Genomic DNA, 20,665 nt, shown 5'->3' on the forward strand with positions numbered 1-20,665 from the left:
GAGACCGCCTCCACCCGCCCCGGCCCGCCGGCCTTCGTCGCCGACGGGCCGGCAAGCGGTGCGTGGCGTCCCGCAAGACGGCTGCGGCCTTACCCCCTTGGCCCGTTCGGGGAGGAAGACCGTTAGCCCATCCGCTTCCCGCGCAGACACGTGCACCGCCGCGCGTCCGCTTCGGGGACCTGCGCAAACGCTCCCGCGGGAGCGGTCGCCGCAGGCCACCTGGGTGACGCCTGTGCCGATGCCTCCTGTTGCGGACCTGACGGGGCGTCGGTTTTCTCGTCAGTGGAGATCACAGGAGCGCCGAGCGGACCGGTCGGCCACTGCATCGTCGGAGGATTCCCTTGCGAAACACACATGTTGGCGTCGGTGTCGGACTGCTCCTCGGCGTCCTGGCTCTGCAGAGCCCGGCCGCTGTGGCCGCCGGTGACACGGAGCTCCGTATCGACCCCGGCAGCGCCTCGCCGGGCTCCACGGTCAGGGTCACCACCACGGCCTGCGGCCCGGACGTGACGTACGGCAAGGGCGAGTCGGTGGCGGGGGGTCAGTTCCATCTCTTCGAGGGCAACCGCAAGGGCGTGCTCACGGGAGAGTTCCAGATCCCGGCCGAGGGGGCGTCCGGCACCGACACCGTCACCGTGAAGTGCCCGCCGCGGATCAAGCTCACGGACACCTACGAGATCGCGGACCGGCAGCCGAACGGCGCCATCCAGGCCGGCTTCGGGGACGCCCAGGACACCAACACCCAGGTCGCCGCGGGCGGTGCGCTGATCACCGCGGCCGCGGCCGGAGCGCTGTTCAGGCTGCGCCGACGCTCCCACGGCGCGGGGTCCTGACCTTCCCCTGTCCCGTCAAGTCCCAGCCTCGTTCCCGGCGCGGCGGGGACGCACTCCACCCGGCTCCCTCCAGGCAAGAGGCCCGACGTTGAAGGAATCCAGGAACGAGGCCGGCACGCCCTCGCGCACGTTCGTCCCACCGGTCACGTATCTGGTCCTGGCACTGGTGGCGGGCTGTCTGCTGGTGCTCGGCACGATGGTCGACAGACGGCCCCCGCAGCCTTCGGCCGACCAGGCATTCTCCACCCCCTCGGCGGGCCTTGCCGCCCCGCCGGCACACCCCGCCGTCCCGCCGCTGCCTCGCGCCGAGCCCGTCCGGCTTCGTATCCCGGCGATCGGTGTGAACGCCCGGCTGGCGCGGCTGGGCCTCGACGGGGCGGGGGCCCTGGAGCCCCCGCCCCCCGACGAACGCGGCCTCGCCGGCTGGTACGGCGGGGGCACGGCGCCGGGCTCGCGGGGCACGGCCGTGACCACCGGGCATGTGGACACCCGCGCCGGGAGCCCCGGGGTCTTCTACAAGCTCGGCGCGCTCACCAAGGGCGAAACGATCGAGATCAGCCGGGCGGACCGTCGTACCGCCGTCTTCACCGTCGATGCCGTGGAGGTCTACGACAAGGAGCGGTTCCCCGGCAAGAAGGTCTACGGCGCCTCGGACCGGCCCGAACTACGCGTGATCACCTGCGGCGGCCCGGCCGGGGGCACCGGATACCGCGGCAATGTCGTGGTCTACGCGACCCTCACCGCGGTGCGTGCGAACCGGCTCGGGTGATCCATGTCTCGGAATGTCCCGGACGGTGCTTCCACCCGCCGTAGCCGGGGCATGCGGGCAAGGACGGGGGCAAGCAGGGCATTCGTATCGGAGACCGGACCGCGGAGGAAACGGTGACTGGGGGCGACGAGGTGGACTCGACCTCTTCGACGTCGTTGGAGGCATGCGTCGTGGCGCGTGTGAGGGAGCTGGAGGGGGAGAACAGCCAGCTCCAGGAGGCACTGCGGTCGCACGCCGTGGTGGACCAGGCGATCGGCGTCGTGCTCGCTCTGGGAGGGCTGACGCCGCACGAGGGGTGGCACGTCCTCAGGGCGATCTCGCAGCGGACGAACGTCAAGCTGAGGAACGTGGCGGAACTGGTCATCGAATGGGCCAGGACCGAGGAGCTGCGCCCCGACATCCGCGACGAGTTGGAACAGCAGCTCGCCCGGATCCCCGGACACCGGCAGGCGGACATGTGACGCCGCCGGGCTCGCGGCCGGCCGCCTCTCGCGCCCTGGAGCTCTCGGCGAACGAGGCCCGACGACCCGCCGTTCCGCCGACGTCACCCGTCCGCGGAACGGGCGCGGGCAGCGGGTGGCCTGCCGGCCTTCAGGAGCAGTACGGCGATGTCGTCGGTCGGAAGGCCATGGGGCCAGGAGTGGTGGATGAGCTTGTCGACGAGCCGGTCCAACCGTGATCCGCCCGCGAGGAGCCGGGCGAGACCGCTCGTCATCCGGTCGAGGTCGGTGCCGGGTACTTCGACCAGCCCGTCGGTGTACAGGGCGAGGGTCGTTCCTGGGGGCATCGGGACCGTGGTGACCGGGTACGGGAGCTCCACACCGATGCCGAGCAACGGACCTGGCTCGATCTCCAGCACGACGGGACGTTCTCCGGGCCGGTGCAGCAGGGGTGGTACGTGGCCCGCGCTGGCCAGGCTCAGCCGGCCGCGAGCGAGATCGATGTGCGCGTACAGACAGGAGACGAGGAGGTCGGGTTCCAGGTCGGCGAGGACGCGGTTGGTGCGGGCTAGCACTTCGTCGGGCCGCGCGCCCGCGGTGGCGTGGACGGCCGTACGGACCTGTCCCATGAGCGCGGCGGCCGCCATGTTGTGGCCCTGGACGTCGCCGATGACGGCCGCCGCCGTCGCGTGGTCGAGCCGGATGAGGTCGTAGAAGTCACCCCCCACGTCCATGCCGTGACCGGCGGGGAGATAGCGCGCCGCCACGTCCAGCCCGCTGAGGGTGGGCAGGCTCCGCGGGAGGAGTGCCTCCTGGAGCGTGTGGGCCAGGGCCTGCTTGGCGTCGTAGAGACGCGCCCGGTCGAGGGCCTGGGCGACGAGACCGCCCAGCGAGGTGAGGACGGCCCGTTCGTCGGCCGTGAACGCGTGGGGGCGGGCGTAGGTGAGAATGCAGCAGCCGACGGGGCGGGCGTCGCTGATGAGCGGGAGGAAGGCCCAGGCCTGCTTTCCGCTGATCCTCGGTGCGGCGGGGTAGTCACGGGCGAGTTCCTCGGGGTCGGCGAAGAACAGCGGGATCCCGCTGATCAGTGCCTCGCCCGCGGGCGTCAGGCTGGTGGCGACGGGAAGGCCGTCGAGGCGTTCGATGGTCTGCGCGTCGTAGCCGTGGTGGCCCATGATCTTCAGACGTCCGGCGTCGGCCGCGGACAGGACCATGCCGTCGGCCCCGAACGCGGGAAGGATCTGGACGGCGATCAGGTCGACCACGTCCTGCACGCCGACCACGTCCGTCAGGGCCGCCGCGAGGTGCACCAGCTGGTACAGACGGCCGACGGAGGCCTCGGGCGCCATGGGAGAAGCCGTACCGGTCCGGCTACCGGGCTCTGAACGGCGAGAGTTGACGCGGACGCTGATGCCGCTGGAATCGGGATGGAGATCGATGTCGAGCCAGGTGTCCGGCGGCCGCAGAACGGTGAAACCGACGGGCTCACGGCTGATGACCGCGGTGCGGTAGTGGTCTTCGACGAGGACCTGGTCCATCCAGGGCAGGGACTGCCAGGGCCGGGTTCCCAGGAGCTGGCTGACGTGGCGGCCGAGGAGGGACGCGGCCCGGCCGGTCAGAAAGGTGATCCTGCCCTCCAGGTCGAGGGCCACGAAGCCCTCCGGGAGCCGTTCCAGGAGATCGGCGGGCGCGTGGGCGGACAGGGCGAAGTCCTCGGAGGCGCCGTCCACGGGGATCATGTGCGGCTCGTCCGGCGGGACGAAGGCGCTGCCCGCGTCCTCCAGCACCCGGGCGACCCGTCGGCCGAGGGCGGCGAAGTTCCCCCTTTCCCTGGGCGAGGCCCGGCCTGAGTGGCTGGCGGGCCAGATCAGGAACAGCACACCCCGGCAGCCGCTGCGGCCGGCGAGCGGCGCGGCGGCGAGGGCATAGCGGTAGGGCAGCGCCGCCGCGGTCTGTGGATAGAAGCGGGCCATCTCCTCCTGCGAGCCGACCCACACCACACGGTCTTCACGGAACGCGTCGCAGACCGGGACGGACGCCGTCACCGGAACCTGCCGCCAGGACACCGCGACGTCGCGGGGCAGCCCGCAACCGACCTTCAGTCCCAGCAGACGGCTGGTCTCGTCCACGAGGTAGATGCCGCCGCCTGACGCCCCGCTGCGGCGGACGGCCACGAGGAGCGACTCCACCAGCGGCTCCGCACCACTCGGCGTCCCGGCACCACTCAGCGTCCCGGCGCCGCTCGGCGTTCCGGCACCGCTCGGCGTCTCGGCGCGGACCGGCCGCTCGGTGCGGCCCGGACTCACCCTTCTCGGGTCGGTCGACACTGCGGCGAGCCTCCTCCCGCGGCCGGACTCGGCGGTCCGCTTCACGAAATCCGGCCTGCTCGTGGAGCAGCACCGTGCACCTGACGGACTACCCGTCGGGCCACCACGTTCGCGCGATGTCCTTTCGGACCTCGGGGCGCGGACGCTGCTCCGTCTCCCCGGGCATCTCCTCGGGCGCGCGGCCTCGGGGCTCGGACTTCTTGTCAGGCTTCTTGTGCACCAACTCTCGACGCATCTTCCTGCTCCTCTCCCAAGTTTCGCGATATGCCCGTTTTAGACGTATTCCAATCACATTACCGAGATGAGGTCCTCCAGCGCCCCGCAAGAGCCTGTCGCCGCCCGCCGAGACGGCACCGTCGTCCCGTCGCCCACTCAGGGGCCCCCAGGCGGTTCCACGGAATCCTGGCCGCCCTGGGCCTCCGTTTGCGCCTGCGCCTGCGCCCACACGGTCGCCCAGCCGTCGAGCGGGCGGAGCGCGTCACCGAGGGAGGTGCCCAGGCGGGTGAGCTGATAGCCGTCGGCCGAGTTGGCGATGATGCCGTTCGACGTGAGTTCGCGGAGCCGCTGATAGAGGACGCTGGACGACAGGCCCTCGCACCGCGCCAGCAACGCGCGGGCTCCGAGGGGGCCCTCGCGCAGCTCCCAGAGGATGCGGAGCGCCCAGCGACGGCCGAACAGGTCCATCGCGGCCATGATCGGGCGGCCGGTCACGGAGCCGCGAACCGGTACACCTGGGCGCGGCGTCGACATGATCCTCCTTGCGTTTCGTTATTCGAAACACTAGCATCGGCGACCGCGCGTTTCTTATTTCGAAACAACGCCTACCGGGAGAGCCGATGCCGCGGATAGCCCCGCTGGAGCCGCCGTACACCGACCAGGCCGACGCGCTGTTCGCGCGGATGATGCCCGGGGGAGCTCCACCGATCGGGCTGTTCCGGATGTTCGCCAGAAACCTCCCGATGACCGGCGCCCTGCACGGCTGGGGTCGCTACGAGCTGGGCCGCGATGTGACCCTCACCCTGCGGGAACGCGAGATCGTCATCGACCGGACGTGCGCGCTGTGCGGCTGCGCCTACGAATGGGGCGTGCACGTGATGACGTACGCCGAGCGGGCCGGCCTCACCCGCGAGCAGACGGCGTCGCTGGTTCACGGCGGTTCCGCCGACGCGTGCTGGACGTCCGAGCGGGAACGGCTGCTCATCCTGGCCGTCGACGCGTTGCACGAGCGCTCCGACATCCACGACGCGCTGTGGGAACGGCTCGCATCGGCCTTCGACGAGGTCCAGCTGCTCGACCTGCTCCTGCTGTGCGGCTGGTACCACGCCGTCAGCTTCGCCGCGCGAGCCGCGCGTCTGCCGCACGAGCCCGGCGCACCGGACTTCGCCGACTTCCTCCCCGACCCGCGATGAGTCGTCGTCCGCCTGGATCGTCCGCGGGCCCGGACAGCCTTCCCGTCACGCTCGTACGGGCATGCCTGCGCGAGGGCCGGGGCGGCAGCCCGACGGCGGTCGTGGACGAGGGGTTCCCTGTCCTGGCCGGCAGACCGTTGACCGACGACGAGCGACGCCGCGTGCCCGCGCTGGCCGGTACCTCTCACGCGGTCTTCCTCTCGGACGACCGTTCTCCGGCGGACGGGCGGGTGCGCGAACGGCCCGTGGTCTCGGCGCGCTTCTTCACCACGGAGGGGGAACTGCCCGCGTGCGGCCACGGCACCGTGGCGGCGCTGGCCTTCCTCGCGGCGCGGGCGGGCAGCGAGGTGTGCCGGGTCGATGTCCGGGTGTCCGGGCGCGTCATCGAGGGGCGCGCGGTCCGCGGGACCTCGTCGTCCGTCCAGGTCACCTTCGAGGCCGGGCCGATCGACCTGCGTGAGCCCACGTCACGGGAACTCGCGCTGCTCCTCCCCGTTCTGGGACTCCCCCCGGCGGTCTCCTCGGGGGCCCGCGTCGCCACGCTGGGACGTCCACGCCTGCTCGTCCCCGTCACGGACCGATCCGCTCTCGCAGCCCTGTCCCCGGCTCCCGACCGGCTCGCCGCCGCATGTGACCGTCTGGCCCTGCTGGGCTGCTTCGCCCACTCCCCCCTCTCGGTCACGGCCCGGGTCGAGGCCCGCATGTTCGCTCCGTCGATCGGCGTGCCCGAGGACATCGCCAACGTGAACAGCTCCGCCTGCCTGGCCGCCCACCTGTTCGCCCGTCACGGCACCACGCGGATCGACATCGACATGGGCGATGCCCTGGGCTGCCCTTCCACGGTCACCACCGGCACACGCCCCGGTTCGCCGAATCCGCCGGTCGACATCACCGGCACCGCACGGCTCGGGCAAGTGCTCCACCTGCCCAGGTAGTCCCAGGCCTGCCAAGCCGACTGGGCCGTTTCCTTCGGATCGGGCCCGTTTGATGTCCTTGGTCAAAAAGCTCTCGGATCCGTCGGGCGGGCGCCCTACGCTGAGCCCCGTCCGCACTATTTGGGAGAAGCATGACAAGCAGGTTCACCGAGTTGACTGTCGACTGCCGTGATCCGGAGAGGCTCGCGGCCTTCTGGTGCGAGGTGCTGGACTTCAAGGTGATCGACCGGAGCGAGGGCAAGGTCGAGATCGGCTCTTGGGTGCCGACCGTCGAGGATGTCCGGGCCCGCCAGATGCCGCCCACCCTGATGTTCATCCGTGTGCCCGAGGGCAAGACCGTCAAGAACCGGCTTCACCTCGATGTCAGCCCGATCGACGCCGGCACCGAGGACGAGGTGACCAGATTGCTCGGTCTCGGCGCCGTCAAGGTGGACGTGGGCCAGGGTTCAGACCGGAACTGGGTGGTCATGGCCGACCCAGAGGGCAACGAGTTCGACGTCCTGCGTACCTTGGCACCGCAGGACTAGCCAGGGCTCGAGCCCGTTCACCCCTACGGTCCCGACCGGACCGCCGGGCCGCGTCCGGGCCGTGGGTCGGGTAGCTCAGGGCCTTCGCGGCGCCACTCGTACCGCCACGCGGCTTCGAGACGGTGCTCCTCGGCGAGGACGCCGGGCCGCGGCGGACCGAGGCGGTGCGACGCCGGCACGCATCGCTCGTCCTCGTGCAGGGCGAGACCGTGCACGGCGGCGATCTGGACCTGGCGCTCCGCGTCGTCCAGCAGGGCGGCCATGGCGTCGGCCAGGCCGGGCCGGCGGTCCCGGCGCAGGCCGACCGTGAGACAGGCGTCCCGCCGTACCGCCGCGTCCACGTCCGTCATCAGAACCAGCAGGGCCGCACGCGCCTCCTCGGTGAAGTCGGGTGTCTCGGACCAGGTGCCGAGTCCCCGCGCCACCGCGCCCCGCACCGCGGGACAGGGATGACCGGCGTGGCGCAGGAGAGCCGCGTCGGCGCGGGGGTCGGCGTGTTCTCCCAGGGCGACCAACACCTCGGTCAGCACGGCGAGTTCCGTCTCCTCTCCGGACCACGCGGTGAAGATGTCCAGGGCCGGACCCGCGAACGTGTCCTCGTCGCTCCCGTCGAAGAGATGGGTCAGCCGCAGCACCTCGGCGCCGAACAGCCGGTGTGACGGGTCCGGATGGGCGCGCAGGGCCGCGGCAGCCGTCCAGGTCGACCGATCACGGTGGCCGGCCAGCCGGATCGTGACCGTTCCCCATACGGCGTGATCCTGGTCGGCGTGGGCCAACGCCCGGTCCATCAGCTCCTCGAACGATGAACGGACCCCGAGCAGTTCCTCCAGGCGCGTGAGGATCGCCGCGTGCCCGTCGCGAACGCTCATCCCGCCCAGAGTGAACTCGTCCACGCTGTGGTTCTCGTCGTCCTGGACCCGGGTACGGCCGACCGCGCCCGGTGCGCCGGTCAGTCGCACCAGTTCGGTCTCGACCCCCGTCTCCTGCCAGTGGCGCGCGAGTTCGCACATCTCCAGCAGCTCGGGCGCGGTGTACCGCCCCAGGTTCCTGTGGTGCAGGAGCACCTCGGCCAGCGCGGGCGAGCCGAACTCGACGACCCGGCGCAGCGGCAGCAGTTCGTCCGGGCCGCGTCGGCCGGGGTCGGCTCCGTGGTCGAGCAGGAGCTGGGCGATGCCGGCGGAGTACGTCCGGACGGCCAGACAGAACGCGGCGTCGCGGAGGTCCGGTTCGACGTCGTCACGGAGAAAGCTCCGCACCAGGTCCGTGTCCTGGGCCCGGACCGCGGTGAGCAGCGCGGACGCCTCGTCCACCACGCCACCGGCATCCCCGGAGCCACCCGTACCCCTGCCCATGTTCCCGCTCCCCCGTCGCACGCCGTCTCGGTCAAGTGTGGACGACGCTCACCGCTGCCGCGTGCCTGCCCGGCGTGCCTCCGTAGGCCCGTTCGCGTGGCCGGGCATACGGAGGCGATGGGAGTGCCGGGGTGGCCGGTGGCTCAGCCCGGCAGTTTCCAGTTCTGGGCGGCCGTGCCGTTGCAGGTGTAGAGCTGGAGCTGGGTGCCGGTCGTCGTCGTGGCGTTGGGGTCGTCCAGGCACAGCTTGGACTGCGGGTTGATCAGGGATCCGTTGGCGCCCGCGGTCCATTGCTGGGCGCCGGTGCCGTTGCACGTCCACAGCTGGATGAGGGTCCCGTTGGCGGTGCCGCTGTGGTCGACGTCCAGGCATTTGCCGAGGGTCCGGACCGTTCCGTCGCCGGCGACGACCCAGTCCTGGGCGTAGGTGTTGTTGCAGGTCCAGATCCGGACGTGGTTGCCGTCGGTGGTGGAGGAACTCGCGTCGTCGACGCACAGGTTCGAGGCCACCGCTGAGGTGACGGGTCCGATCCGCGGCGCGGCCGGGGCCGGGGTGTCACCCGCGTAGGAGGGCGGAGCGGCGGACGCGGCCGTTGCCCAGGAGGTGTTGGCGCTGGTGCCGAGGGTGTAGTTCAGTGTGCCGCCTGCGGTGATCGCCGACGTGGGGGCGTAGGCGTTGTTCCAGGCGGAGCCGTTCCATGTCGCGGACTGGACGTAGGGGGCGTTGTCGGCGGCGCCATTGCCGTTGATCGTCAGGGTGCTGCCCGACGGGAGGGTGATCACGGCTTGGGTGAACACGGGGGACCCCAGGGCGAGATCGGAGGTACCGGGCGTCTCGGGGAACATGCCGAGTGCGGACCACACGTACCACGCGCTCATCGCGCCGAGGTCGTCGTTGCCGTCGGCCAGCCCGCCGGGGGTGTTCGCCCAGATCTGCTGCTGGATCGCCCGGACGGTGCCCTGGGTCTTGTAGGGCTGCCCGATGTAGTCGTACTCCCACGGCAGTTCGATGCTGGGTTCGTTGCCGACCCACGCGTAGCCCTGGTCGCCTGTATAGCTGCGCAGCACGGTGTCCAGGTAGTGGCCCATCGCCGTGTTGCCGCCCTTGGCACGGGCAAGGCCGGCGACGTTGAACGGGATCATCCCGGTGTAGATCCAGGAGTCGGCCTCGACCATGTCGGTGCCGCTGGTGGGGTCGAAGCCGCCGGTCCAGGAGCCGTTCGCGTTGCGCGGCTCGACGAAGCCGGAGGCCGGGTTGAGGACGCCTCGCCAGTTCTGGGCACGGTTGGCGTACGTCTTCTGGTTGCCGGTGTCACCGAGCGCGCCGGCCAGTGCGGAGATCGCGAAGTCCGCGGTGTTGTACTCCAGCGTCGTGGCCACGGGGCCGTAGAAATTGCAGCAGCCGTAGCCGCCGTTGTGCGGCATGTATCCGGGTGAGTTCAGGTAGTTGAGACCGGGCCGGTCGTTGTTGGTCGTGCTCGCCTGTTTGACCATGTCGGCGAGAGCGGTCGTGGTGTCGAAGTCCCTGGCGCCGAAGGCGTAGTAGTCGGCGAGGATGGCGTCCGCCGGGTCACCGACCATCACGTAGGACTCGCCGTTGTTCTCCGACCACTTGGGGAAGATCCCGGTCTGGGCGTAGTCGTCGACCATCGACTGCGCCGTGTCCGAGGCGACTTGGGGGGCGACCAGGGCTTCGAGCTGAGCCTGCGAACGGTAGATGTCCCAGCCCGAGTAGTTGGCGTAGGCGGCCTTGTGGCCGGCGTCCACGGTGTGGGTCCTGCCGTCGAAGCCGTAGTACTGGCCGTTGGTGTCGCTGATGACGTTCGGGTGCAGCAGCGAGTGGTAGAGCGCGGTGTAGAAGCTCTGTTGCTGCGCGGCTGTTCCGCCGGCGATCTGTATCTTGCCGAGTGCGCTGTTCCAGGCGTTCTGCGCGGCGGTGCGGGTCGCGGTGAAGTCCCACCCCGTGTTCTCCGCGGCCCGGTTGGCCGTCGCGTTGGCCACCGAGACGTAGGAGATGCCGACCTTGGCCTGCACCACCGGGTTGCTCGTGGTGTTGAAGGTGACGTAGCCGTTCGAGGCGGCGGCGTCCGGAGAGGCGCTCTCCTTCGCGCTGCCCTTCGCGCCCTCCTTCGCGGTCTTCGGGGCCGAGACGGTGGGCATCTTGCCGTGCAGCACGGGCTTGTTGGGCTTCTCGGCCGCGTTCTTGGACGCCGTGTCCGGCTTCGCCGGCGTGGCGGACGGCGCCTTGGCGATCGAGGTGCCCTGCGAGGCGAACGGCTGGTCGAAGACCATGTCGAAGTAGACGGTGTACGTGTTCCCCGCGCCGCAGAAGCGACCGCTGGTGACCTGACCGCTCACCTCGGTGTTCGAGACCTTCGTGAACTGGGTCGCGCTGGCGCCGTTCTGACTGCCCGTGAGTTTGAAGATCAGGTTGGCCTGGGCGGTCGAGGGGAAGGTGAAGCGCGCCATCCCGCTGCGTGTCGTGGTGGTGAGTTCCGTGGTCACCTGGTTGTTGAGCGCGACCTTGTACGAACCGGCGGACGCCGACTCGTTGGCGTGCGAGAACGCGTCGCTCGCTCCGGTGTTCACGGTGCCGACCGTGGGCAGCACGGGGATGTCACCGGCCGCACCGCAGCCGGGCCCGGCGATGTGAGTGAGACTGAAGCCGGTGATCGACGAGTCGTTGTACTCGTATCCGCCCCCCGGGGGCCGCGACGGCGTGTCCGGGCTCCACTGGACCATGCCGAACGGCACGTCGGCGCCGGGGAAGTCGTTGGCCTCGTTCGACGTTCCGATGAACGGGTTGACCACGGTGGCCGGCGAGGCGACGAGCGCGGCCTTTCCGGCCGCCCACGCGGGTGTGCACAGCCCGGCCGTGATCAGTGCCGCGGCCGCCAGTAATCCGACCGCGGCGGTTCCGGGGGGTCTCGACAGTCGTGTCACGGGGTTTCTCCTCTACTCGGGAGCGGGAGGTGAAGATTGACAACGTTGTCTTCCTGCGGGGCGCGACACGTGGGCGGCAATCGAGTTAGACAACGTTGTCGCATCGTCGAGATGGGACGTCTGGCGATGCGGAACGCATGGGCGGGGCCCCTGGGCCGCGAGCACCTGGGGGCGCAGACGAGAACTGTTGGTGAAGCTAGCTACAGGGCAGGGGCATGTCAACGATTCGCGCAAGAGGCCGGCCCGCGCGCCTCTGTCGGAGCCCGGCGAAGGGCGCGCCTGTCATCGCGACGCGCCGATTTCGTACGAAGATGCGACCGTCGCCCATCGGACGGACCGTGGAGACATGACACATCCACTCGTACCCCCAGGTGAGACACCGCCCGTCGAAGGCTCCACCGCCGAAGCGCATCAGGAACTACCCGACGGCGGAATATGGGAACACCCCTACGTATGGCTCGGCTTCATCGTCGTGGGCTCGGTGATCGTCGCCGGGTACTTCGTGGCCCGGATCAGCGGATTCTGAGCCGGCCGGACACGCGGAGTTCGTGAACGATCCCCGGGGATCGTCACCGAGAGCCACCGGGCGGCCGACAGGGCGTGATGGGCGCTCTGCCGGAGGCCTGTTGCGGCGCGGCGGGCCTTTGTCGGTGCCGCCACGCCGGGCCGGAGTCGCCTCGCCGGGCCGGTGCCGCCACGCCGGGCCGGAGTCGCCGCGCCGGTGCCGGGCGGCCGCGGGGTCGCCTCCGTCGAAACCGCGCGGTCCACTGCCCGCAACAGGGCTGTTCGGGCCCGTTGTTGACGCGGTACGTCGCGAACGGCGGAGGCCGGCAGGTCCGCGGCTACGTGAACAACAGCGGTGGCGGCACCACCTGTTCGGGCTGGACCGACGTGGGGCCCGGACAGCATTCCAGCCTCCATTCGAAGGGTTCCGGCCGCTGCCGCTGTTCCCGCGTCCCGATCCCCGTGCCCCGACAGACGTACGTCAGCTCCGAGCGGTCGGGTCCTGGCCGGCGCGGGTCAGCAGCTCGGCCGCTTGCAGGATTCCGGCCGCGTCCGCCACGTTGAAACGACTGTCGATGAGGCCGGCCAGCGACGTGGCGGCGGCCGGGAAGTCGTCGGCGCCTCGCCGTACGGCGCTCAGCACGACGTTCAGGGCCTCGTGGTGGACCACGGTCCGAAAGCCAGCGCCCAGCTTCCAGGGTTCGGCCAGGGCGAGTTCGGCCAGGTCGGCCACGTACGCGTCGTCGAACTCGGCGCGGCACTCGTCGACGGCCTCGATGAGACGCGGGATGCCCCAGACGACGAAGGTGAAGTCCTGGGTCCCGGTGTGCACCGCGAGCTGCCGTGTGGCCGCGAACGAGGAATCCCGGACCTCCTCGATGCACGGCAGGAAAACGCTGAACGTGCCGCGCACACGGTTGAAGCGGTGGGACGTGAAGACCAGGCGATAGTTCGTCAGGTAGAGCCGCCCGCCGATGGCTTCCTTGTTCCTCATGCCGACGAGCCACATGAGGTCGTCGAACGCGAACCGGGACAGGCCGGCCTGTCGGACGTCGATCACCGCGTTCGCGTTCTTGCGAAGGATGATCCCTTCACCGGGCAGCAGGTCCGCGGAGTTCAGCGGTGCTATCGCCACGACTCCCCCTTCATGTCGGTTGCACAGCAGCTGAAGCAGCATAGGTGTAGCAACCACACGCCCGTACACCCGGGACAGCATCCGGCCCGGCCACCGTCGGCGCGATCATCCGCGCCGGCGGCGTCACGGCGCTCGTCACCTCCTTCGCCCCGGCCCCTGACCTGCGCCGCGCCCTTGTCCGCTTCGCGTTCACCAGCGGCCTCCTCGTGGACCCTCGCGTGCGAACGCACCCCGTGAGCGAGGACTGCTCCGAGTGGAGTCCATGAGTGGTGGACCTCTGTCCCCGCATCCAGGCTGGCCCTCGTTGGTGCCCGCCCGCAGCAGGCGGTGGCGGGCGGAGCCCCGCGCCGGCGTCGCGTCATCGGCGTGGCCGGGGACGTCAGAGAAACGGGATCGCATGAGGGAACAAGCCATCAGAACGGGCTGTCCGCCGACCGTCGGCGGGGCCGGCGGCGAGAGCGGGAACAGTGGAGACGGCAGCGGTAGCTGGAACAGCGGGGGCGGTCACCGGGGTGGCGGCGGTCGCTGGAACAGCGGGGGCGGCGGTCGCTGGACCTTCGGCGGCGGGGGTGGCGGTGGCCGGCGCGAGGGCGACGTCCGTCGCGGTGGCTCCGGGTCCGAACGGGTGCGGACACCGTACCGGTCCGAGCGGCGCCGCTCCCGGCACGCACGCGGCAGGCTGGCAGTCGTCACGGCGGGCGTGGCCCTCCTCGGTGTCCTTTCCCCGGCGCCCGGTCACGCCGTGACAGCGTCCGAGAGCGGACCGCGGCCCGGTGCGCCCGGACGATTCGTGCCCGGTCCCTGCCCGGAGACGCCCGAGCCGGTGCCGGGACGGTGCGGGTCTCTGGAGGTCCCCGAGAACCGCACCCACCCCGGCGGGCGGACGATCCGGCTTGCCGTCGCGATCATCCCGGCCGTCTCGCCGAAGTCAGGCGCGGATCCGGTCGTGTTCATGAACGGCGGTCCCGGGGGTGACGCGTTCGACGACATGCCGTTCGTGATCAGCGCGGGCGTGAACCGGGACCGCGATCTGATCGTCATGACCCAGCGCGGAACGCGCTACGCGCGGCCGAACCTCGCCTGCCCGGAGATCGACCGCTTCTCCGCGGAGTCCGTCGGGCTGCGCTACGACGCGGCGTCCACCGGACGGCGCCTGGTGCGCGCGACCAAACAGTGCCGGGACCGTCTCGCGGGCGAAGGCGTCGACCTGAGCGCCTACAACACCACCGAGAACGCCGCCGACTTCGCCGACCTGCGCAAGGCGCTCGGCATCCGCCGGTGGAACGTCTACGGATACTCCTACGGCACCGACCTCGGGCTCACCTATCTCCGCCGCCACCCCCAGGGCATCCGCTCGGTGGCGATCGACTCGGTGGTTCCTCCCCGGATCGTGAGTCTGCCGTGGACCTGGGACAGCGCCCAGGAAGGCATCAACACCGTCTTCGCCGCCTGCGCGGCCCAGCCGGCGTGCAGGAACCGCTACCCGAACCTCTCGCGCACGCTGACCCAGCAGGTCCGGCGGCTCGAAGCACACCCCCTGACGGTGATGGCACAGCCTCCCGCGGGAGGCGCGCCGGTCAGGGTCGTCCTCGACGGGGGCGCGCTCGTCAATCTGCTCGTCGCCAACGCCGTCCCGGCCGCCGACGTCCCCGCGGCGCTCGACGAACTCGCCCACGGCGATCCGGAGCGCTTCGCCCGGGCCCGCGCCGCCGGCGCCACACCCGTCATCGGCGAGTTCGCTCACGGCCTCACGCAGTCCGTGGCCTGCGGCGAGTGGGTGCCGGGCTACTCGCAGGCCGACCTGCTCGCGGCAGGCCGCCGGGCCTTCCCCGGGTGGCCCGACTCGGTGCTGGCCCAGGCACCCCAGCTCCCCTTCCAGCACGAGGCGTGCCGCGTCTGGAACGTCCCGGACCGCACCCCCGTCCAGCGGGTGACGACCGTGAGCAACGTGCCGGCGCTCGTGCTCTCCGGAACCTTCGACGCCAAGACGGGGGCCCGCTGGGGCGCGTACGCGGCCCGCACCCTGTCCCGCTCGACGACCGTGCGGATTCCCGGAATCGGCCACTGGGTGGTCCCCCAGTCCCCGTGCGCGGCGAGCGTCCTGACCTCGTTCCTCACCCGTCCCACCGCGCCCGACACCCGCTGTGTCGCGGGCCTGACGCCGAAACCGTTCACCATCGTCCCCGCACTGGAGAAGTCATGATGTCCTCCCGTCCGCCGCGCCGTCCCGGCACCGCGCGACGGCTCCCCGCCGCGCTGGCGGGGGCCACGGCCGGCCTCCTGGTCGCCGGTCTCGCCGCCTCCCCCGCCGAGGCGGAGTCCGGGACCACGACGAGTCCGGGCACGGTCGCCCGGACGGCCGGCCACTCCCGCTTCGTACCGGGCCCCTGCCCACGGACCGCGGACCCCGTCCCCGCTCTGGAGGGGGCGCACTGCGGCACGCTCACGGTGCCCGAGAACCGCTCCCGCCCCAGGGGGCGCAAGATCACCCTCTCCGTGGCCATCGTGCCCGCCGCCACCCGCAGACACGCGTCCGACCCGATCGTGTGGCTCGCCGGCGGACCGGGCGACGACGCCGCCTCCGAGGCCCAACTGGCGGTCGACGGCGGCCTGAACCGCGACCGAGACCTCATCTTCATGTCCCAGCGCGGGACTTACTCCGCCGACCCTGTGCTCACCTGCCCGAACATCGACGAGTTCAACGCCCGCGCCGTCGGCCTGGTCTACAACGCCCCCTCCACCGGACGTCTGCACGTCCGGGCGACGCGGGCCTGCCGTGATCAACTGGTGCGGCGCACCGCCGATCTCGGCGCCTACAACACCACCGAGAGCGCCGCCGACTACGCCGACCTGCGCGTCGCCCTGGGCATCAGACTCTGGAACGTGTTCGGCATCTCGTACGGCACGGACCTGGCCCTGACGTACATGCGCGCGCACCCACAGGGCGTCCGGTCCGTCGGCATCGACGGCGTGCTGCCGCCCTCCCTGGCCGGGGGCGCGGTGACCTGGAAGGCCGCGCGCGAGGGCTTCGACGGTCTGTTCGCGGCCTGCGCGCGGCAGCCCGCGTGCAACCAGCGCTATCCCCGTCTGTCGAGGACCTTCCAGGGCCTGGTGAGCGAGCTCGAGGCCCATCCGGTGACCACCCACGTCACCGTCCCCGGACAGCCCGCCCCGGTGAAGGTCGTCATCGACGGCGGCACCCTGGTGACCTGGCTGACCTCCGCCACCCACCTGGCGCCCGGAGTGCCGCGCTCCATCGACGAGTTGGCGCACGGCAACCCGCAGCGCATCGCCGAGCAGTGGGCCGGGGGCAAGCTCAGCCCGCAGGCCGTCGGCCGGGTCGCGCACGGGCTCGCCTACGGCGTCTTCTGCGGCGAGTGGACGCCGTACGAGACCCAGGCCGAGGTGATCCGGGCGGGACGGCGCGTGTTCCCCACGTTCCCCCGCTCCGTTCTCGCCAACGCGCCGCAGCTCGCCTTCCTCCACGACGACTGCCGCGCCTGGAACGTCCCCGCGCAACCGCGTGCCGTCCGCAGCGTCGTACGCAGTGACATCCCCACGCTGGTCATGTCGGCCGGCTTCGACGCGCAGACCGCGCCGAGCAACGGGCCCTACGTGGCGCGCACCCTGAGCCGCTCCACCGCCGTGACGGTCCCGTACGTCGCCCACGTCGCGTTCGCCGAATCGCCCTGCGCGCAGACGATCACGCAGTCGTTCTTCGACACGCCGACGGCACCGGACAAGTCGTGCCTCACGGGTCTTCAGCCTCCGCGGTTCGAGATCGCGCCGTAGCGAGCGACCTCCCAGGTCCAGGGAGCGCGCAGCCCGCGATCACGATCAAGCGGCTTCCCGCCGCGCAGGGATGGTGCGTCGGGGGGGGCCGCCGCGGCCGCGCCCCCCCCGCGCGGGGGGGGGGCGGGGGGGGGGGCCCCCCGCGCCGGGGCGCGGGGGCCGGGGCGGGGGGGGGGCCCCCCCCGCGGGGGGGGGGGGGGGCCCCCCCCCCCGCCCCCCCCCCCCCCCCCCCGGGGGGGGGGGCGGCGGGGGCCCCCCCGACGCTCAGCGGCGCTCTCGGGCGACGGTCCGGCGGTCAGCCGCACCGGTTGGTGTGGCTGACGTCCAGGACCACGCGCTCGGGGCTGTGCAGCTTGAACACCTTGTACGCCGGTTTGGTCTGGAACGCGGTTCCGAAGGAGACGACTCCCTCGAAGTCCCCGGTCAGGGCCAGGCCCTTCAGTTTGTACAACGGGATCTTCACCAGTCGGGGGCCCTTGTACAAGGACTTGCCCGCGCTGTCGTGAGCGACCGCGGGAGAGAGCCTGATCGACAGGAAGTACTTGCCCGCGAGCGGGACCTTCTTCCCTGAAGGGTCGTAGCGGAGAGTGCTGACCCGGCTCACGCCGACGGACGGGGCGCCGCCCTGGACGTCGATGACGAGCCGGTCGTAGGTGCAGTGCCCGGCCCAACGGGCGTTGACGATGCGCGCGGGGGACGAAGGCGTCGCGGCGGCCTTCGGCTGGGTGACCGCGGAGGCGGGAATCGTGGCGCCGACGGCGGTGAGAACGACACCGGCGACTATGACTGCGCGGGATGGGTGGTGGTGCATGACGCCCCCAGTTGCTCCTGGTGAAGGGGACACACTATTTCACTAGGGGAGACATGCTCGGGGCCCGAATGGTTGCACTGCCGGAGACGTGTTGTGGCGCGTTCTCGCCACGGGCGGTCTCAAGCCTCCTCGGCGGCCGCGCGCACGGCCGCGTGCACGGCCCTGGCGAGGCGGGCACCCCACTGGGAGCGGGGCCCGCCGAAGGCGTGCACCTCTTCCCCGGGACGCGGGGTACGCGCGGCGACGCACACGGCGTCGGTGGGCGTGCCGGAGCAGTCGTAACCGGCGTCGAGCAGAGCCTGCACCTTGGCCTCCGTGGCCGTGCTCACCGCGTTGACCAGGGCGGCATCACTGAGTGCCACGGGCAGTGCGGCGAGGATGTTGATCGTGCCCGGCGCGGTGGGGCGGGGCAGGGGCCCGTCCGGGGCCGCGGCCCAGCCCCGTACCCCCAGTCCGGCCGTCGCGACCGCCTCGGCACCCATGTCGTGGGCGCCGGTGTACCGGGTGACGTCGGCGGCCGTCATCAGCCCGACCCCGGACCCCTGGGCGCCGACGGTACGGGCCAGTTCGGCGAGGTGCCGGGCCGGGTCCGTGCGCCGGTAGCCGTGGGAGACCTGGGCGTTCAGGACCCAGGCGCGTTCCGCGATGCCGCCGCCGAGGACCGCGCTGCTGACCATCCGCCATCCGGAGCCCGCCCGCCAGAGCAGTGCGTTCAGCCGCTCGCCGTCTTCGACGCGGGTGATCCGCTGTACGGAGATCAGAGAGGTGACGGGGCGGGACGGTGGAACGACTGCGGTCACCGGGTGGGACTCCTTGCGGGGCGGGGACGAACTGATCGTACGTGTGGCCACCCGGCCGGCGGCGCTGCCACCGTGTCCGGCGAGGCCCTCACCGCGTCCAGGGCGTCCCTCGGCGGCGCGCCTCGCACGCCCAGGTCCCTGGGGAACCGGGATCTGCGAGGACAGCCGACGCGCCTGAAGCGGCGCGCGCCGTCGGGCTCGGATGCCCGGCGGCCGAGTACATCCCAACTAGGGTGCATTCCTGACCGACCGTCACGAAAGGACCTTCTGTGGGCTCTCGTCTCAACCCCTACATCAGCTTCTCCGGTGACGCCAGGCAGGCCCTGACCTTCTATCAGGAGGTCTTCGGCGGTGAACTGGCGATCCACGAATTCGGCGCCTTCGGTTCCGAGGCACCGCCCGGATTCGCCGACAAGGTCATGCACGGCATGCTGGAGGCCCCCAACGGCTTCGTCCTCATGGGCGCCGACACGCCGCCGGGGATGGAACGCCGCGCGGGCAACAACTTGGCCGTGAGTCTGAGCGGCGACGACGCCGGGGAGCTGAGCGGCTACTGGTCCAAGCTGTCCGCGGGCGGCAAGGTGGCGGTGCCCCTGGAGAAGCAGATGTGGGGCGACACGTTCGGCATGTGCACGGACCGGTTCGGCGTCGAGTGGATGGTCAACATCGCCGGGTCTCCGACGGCCTGATCCGTCCTGGTCCCGCCACCGCCAGGGTGCACGGCGAGGCGGTCACGCGCCGCGTCGAGCACCCTGCGCGCTCTCACCCGGAGTGAAGGACCCGGAAGCGGTCGGGTTCCGCCCGCACTCGCTCGACGACCTGGACCGGCGCCCATTCCCACTGCCAGACGCCGATGCCCGGAACACGGGAGAACCGGATCCGCCCGCGGGTCCCCTCGACGTCGACAAGCGGCCAGGCCGCGGCGATCCGTGCCCGGTCCGTGCCCTGGGAGCGCAGGACGTCGGCGAGGACGGTGACCGTGTCGTAGCCCTCGAAGGCGACGAAGGAGGGTGCCTGGCCCAGCCGATCGCGCAGGACCGTCCCGACGCGGGCGCCGAGTGGGCTCAGGCGCTCCGGCAGGTAGCGCAGGAACGGGACGGCGGCGCCGTCGTCGCCGGCGCGCGTGACCCATTCGGCGAGCTCCGGCTGCCCGGCCGGAGCACCGATCGTGATCCCGGGCAGGCGCTCGTCGCGACGGACCGACGCGACGAGCGACACCGCGGGTTCCGGATGGCCGACCAGGAGAAGCAGTGCCGTCGCGCGATGACGGACGAGTTCGTCGCACACGGCCGCGGGCGTCAGCGCGCGCATGTCGAGTTCTACGACCGAACCACCGTGTGCGGCGAGGCGGTTTCGCAGGATGCCTGTTCCGGACGCCCAGTAGACACTCGGCTCGGTCGCCACGGCGATACGGGTGTGGCCCGCGCCGAGGAGGAAGTCCGCGTAGATCGTCCAGCCGTGGGACTGCGCCGGGGCGAGGCGCGCGACCCATGGCGTCGGCCGCTCGGTGAGCATGTCGAGCACCGCCGACGAGCAGAGGAACGGCACTCCGAGCGCGTCGGCCCTGGCGGCCGCGGCGCGAGCGACGACGCTGTGGTACTCCCCCGCCAGGGCGGCCACGCCGAGGCCGGCCAGTTCGTCCACGGCCGACGCCGCCTTGTGCGGATCGGCCGCGGTGTCGCGGACCAGCAGTTCGAGGGGTCTTCCGGCGATGCCGCCGGTGTCGTTGACCTCGCGGACGGCCAGTTCGAGTCCGGTGAGCAGGTGTCGGCCCGCCTCGGCCCAGCCGGGCCGGGTGAGCGGTACAAGAGCACCGATCCGGACGGATGATCCGTCGGCCGGCGTCCGGGCGGACGGCGACACGGGCGGCGATGGTGGCGTCTTCATGGGTCGGGGTCTCCCGTGAACCTGTGCGGCGTTCCATGGGCGTCGGGCCGGCCGCCTTCGCCTGTCCGGCCACGGAGCGGGGCCGGATGGCCGAAGGCGGCCGGCCCCCGGGCGCCCGGCGGCCCCCCCCGGGGCCGCCCCAGGGTCGGGCCAGAGGCTAACGGGCACCCCAACAGGAAGGTGACGGGTGTAGGGGCCCCCA

At 71.6% G+C, this 20,665-nt stretch carries 19 protein-coding genes; 10 read left to right on the top strand and 9 right to left on the bottom strand.

What is annotated here, in order from left to right:
• The first annotated feature begins 341 nt into the window (after window positions 1-341).
• From ACF07B_RS39620 to ACF07B_RS39630, 3 genes are all read left to right on the top strand, one after another.
• Window positions 342-833 carry a sortase gene (locus ACF07B_RS39620; RefSeq protein ID WP_392182499.1) on the top strand — a complete coding sequence of 164 codons (492 nt, stop codon included), beginning with the start codon at window positions 342-344 and terminating at the stop codon, window positions 831-833.
• An 88-nt stretch (window positions 834-921) separates the two neighbouring features.
• Entirely contained in the window at window positions 922-1,602 is a 681-nt protein-coding gene (locus ACF07B_RS39625; RefSeq protein ID WP_392182500.1) for a class F sortase, read from the top strand.
• A gap of 170 nt (window positions 1,603-1,772) precedes the next feature.
• Window positions 1,773-2,063 (top strand): ANTAR domain-containing protein, encoded by a 291-nt coding sequence (locus ACF07B_RS39630; RefSeq protein WP_392182501.1) that lies wholly within the window; start codon window positions 1,773-1,775, stop codon window positions 2,061-2,063.
• Between the two features lie 83 nt (window positions 2,064-2,146).
• Here ACF07B_RS39630 and ACF07B_RS39635 read toward each other — a convergent pair whose 3' ends face one another.
• From ACF07B_RS39635 to ACF07B_RS39645, 3 genes are all read right to left on the bottom strand, one after another.
• Window positions 2,147-4,270 (bottom strand): SpoIIE family protein phosphatase, encoded by a 2,124-nt coding sequence (locus tag ACF07B_RS39635; RefSeq protein WP_392182515.1) that lies wholly within the window; start codon window positions 4,268-4,270, stop codon window positions 2,147-2,149.
• Window positions 4,271-4,457: 187 nt separating this feature from the next.
• A complete protein-coding gene (locus tag ACF07B_RS39640) occupies window positions 4,458-4,604 on the bottom strand; it encodes a hypothetical protein (RefSeq protein WP_362391146.1) in 147 nt (48 codons plus the stop codon).
• A 137-nt stretch (window positions 4,605-4,741) separates the two neighbouring features.
• Window positions 4,742-5,062: a winged helix-turn-helix transcriptional regulator gene (locus tag ACF07B_RS39645; RefSeq protein WP_392182516.1), complete on the bottom strand. Its 321-nt coding sequence runs from the start codon at window positions 5,060-5,062 to the stop codon at window positions 4,742-4,744.
• A gap of 143 nt (window positions 5,063-5,205) precedes the next feature.
• Here ACF07B_RS39645 and ACF07B_RS39650 point away from each other — a divergent pair, with 143 nt between their 5' ends.
• The 3 genes from ACF07B_RS39650 (at window position 5,206) to ACF07B_RS39660 (ending at window position 7,240) form a co-directional block, all read left to right on the top strand.
• Window positions 5,206-5,778 carry a carboxymuconolactone decarboxylase family protein gene (locus ACF07B_RS39650; protein WP_392182502.1) on the top strand — a complete coding sequence of 191 codons (573 nt, stop codon included), beginning with the start codon at window positions 5,206-5,208 and terminating at the stop codon, window positions 5,776-5,778.
• The gene (locus ACF07B_RS39655) at window positions 5,775-6,713 is read left to right on the top strand and encodes a PhzF family phenazine biosynthesis protein (protein WP_392182503.1); all 939 of its coding nucleotides are present in this window, start codon (window positions 5,775-5,777) and stop codon (window positions 6,711-6,713) included. Before ACF07B_RS39650 ends, ACF07B_RS39655 begins: the two co-directional genes overlap by 4 nt.
• A gap of 131 nt (window positions 6,714-6,844) precedes the next feature.
• Window positions 6,845-7,240: a VOC family protein gene (locus ACF07B_RS39660; RefSeq protein ID WP_392182504.1), complete on the top strand. Its 396-nt coding sequence runs from the start codon at window positions 6,845-6,847 to the stop codon at window positions 7,238-7,240.
• Between the two features lie 23 nt (window positions 7,241-7,263).
• On the opposite strand, the gene ACF07B_RS39665 is transcribed toward ACF07B_RS39660, so the two are convergent.
• Window positions 7,264-8,592 (bottom strand): HEAT repeat domain-containing protein, encoded by a 1,329-nt coding sequence (locus ACF07B_RS39665; protein WP_392182505.1) that lies wholly within the window; start codon window positions 8,590-8,592, stop codon window positions 7,264-7,266.
• A gap of 143 nt (window positions 8,593-8,735) precedes the next feature.
• Window positions 8,736-11,534 (bottom strand): lectin, encoded by a 2,799-nt coding sequence (locus ACF07B_RS39670; protein ID WP_392182506.1) that lies wholly within the window; start codon window positions 11,532-11,534, stop codon window positions 8,736-8,738.
• Between the two features lie 346 nt (window positions 11,535-11,880).
• Here ACF07B_RS39670 and ACF07B_RS39675 point away from each other — a divergent pair, with 346 nt between their 5' ends.
• Window positions 11,881-12,060 (top strand): DUF6480 family protein, encoded by a 180-nt coding sequence (locus ACF07B_RS39675; protein WP_369480255.1) that lies wholly within the window; start codon window positions 11,881-11,883, stop codon window positions 12,058-12,060.
• A 459-nt stretch (window positions 12,061-12,519) separates the two neighbouring features.
• Here ACF07B_RS39675 and ACF07B_RS39680 read toward each other — a convergent pair whose 3' ends face one another.
• Window positions 12,520-13,173 carry a hypothetical protein gene (locus tag ACF07B_RS39680; protein ID WP_392182507.1) on the bottom strand — a complete coding sequence of 218 codons (654 nt, stop codon included), beginning with the start codon at window positions 13,171-13,173 and terminating at the stop codon, window positions 12,520-12,522.
• 952 nt (window positions 13,174-14,125) lie between these two features.
• On the opposite strand from ACF07B_RS39680, the gene ACF07B_RS39685 reads away from it, so the two are divergent.
• Window positions 14,126-15,376: an alpha/beta fold hydrolase gene (locus ACF07B_RS39685; protein ID WP_392182508.1), complete on the top strand. Its 1,251-nt coding sequence runs from the start codon at window positions 14,126-14,128 to the stop codon at window positions 15,374-15,376.
• A complete protein-coding gene (locus ACF07B_RS39690; RefSeq protein ID WP_392182509.1) occupies window positions 15,373-16,965 on the top strand; it encodes an alpha/beta fold hydrolase in 1,593 nt (530 codons plus the stop codon). Before ACF07B_RS39685 ends, ACF07B_RS39690 begins: the two co-directional genes overlap by 4 nt.
• Before the next feature lie 295 nt (window positions 16,966-17,260).
• Here ACF07B_RS39690 and ACF07B_RS39695 read toward each other — a convergent pair whose 3' ends face one another.
• The gene (locus tag ACF07B_RS39695; protein ID WP_369480259.1) at window positions 17,261-17,776 is read right to left on the bottom strand and encodes a hypothetical protein; all 516 of its coding nucleotides are present in this window, start codon (window positions 17,774-17,776) and stop codon (window positions 17,261-17,263) included.
• A 119-nt stretch (window positions 17,777-17,895) separates the two neighbouring features.
• The gene (locus ACF07B_RS39700; protein WP_392182510.1) at window positions 17,896-18,576 is read right to left on the bottom strand and encodes an adenosylcobinamide amidohydrolase; all 681 of its coding nucleotides are present in this window, start codon (window positions 18,574-18,576) and stop codon (window positions 17,896-17,898) included.
• A 269-nt stretch (window positions 18,577-18,845) separates the two neighbouring features.
• Here ACF07B_RS39700 and ACF07B_RS39705 point away from each other — a divergent pair, with 269 nt between their 5' ends.
• Window positions 18,846-19,265 (top strand): VOC family protein, encoded by a 420-nt coding sequence (locus ACF07B_RS39705; RefSeq protein WP_392182511.1) that lies wholly within the window; start codon window positions 18,846-18,848, stop codon window positions 19,263-19,265.
• Between the two features lie 73 nt (window positions 19,266-19,338).
• On the opposite strand, the gene ACF07B_RS39710 is transcribed toward ACF07B_RS39705, so the two are convergent.
• Entirely contained in the window at window positions 19,339-20,463 is a 1,125-nt protein-coding gene (locus ACF07B_RS39710) for an ABC transporter substrate-binding protein (protein ID WP_392182512.1), read from the bottom strand.
• Window positions 20,464-20,665: the final 202 nt, after the last annotated feature.

It is taken from the genome of Streptomyces sp. NPDC015532, from assembly GCF_043078065.1.
GTDB lineage: Bacteria > Actinomycetota > Actinomycetes > Streptomycetales > Streptomycetaceae > Streptomyces.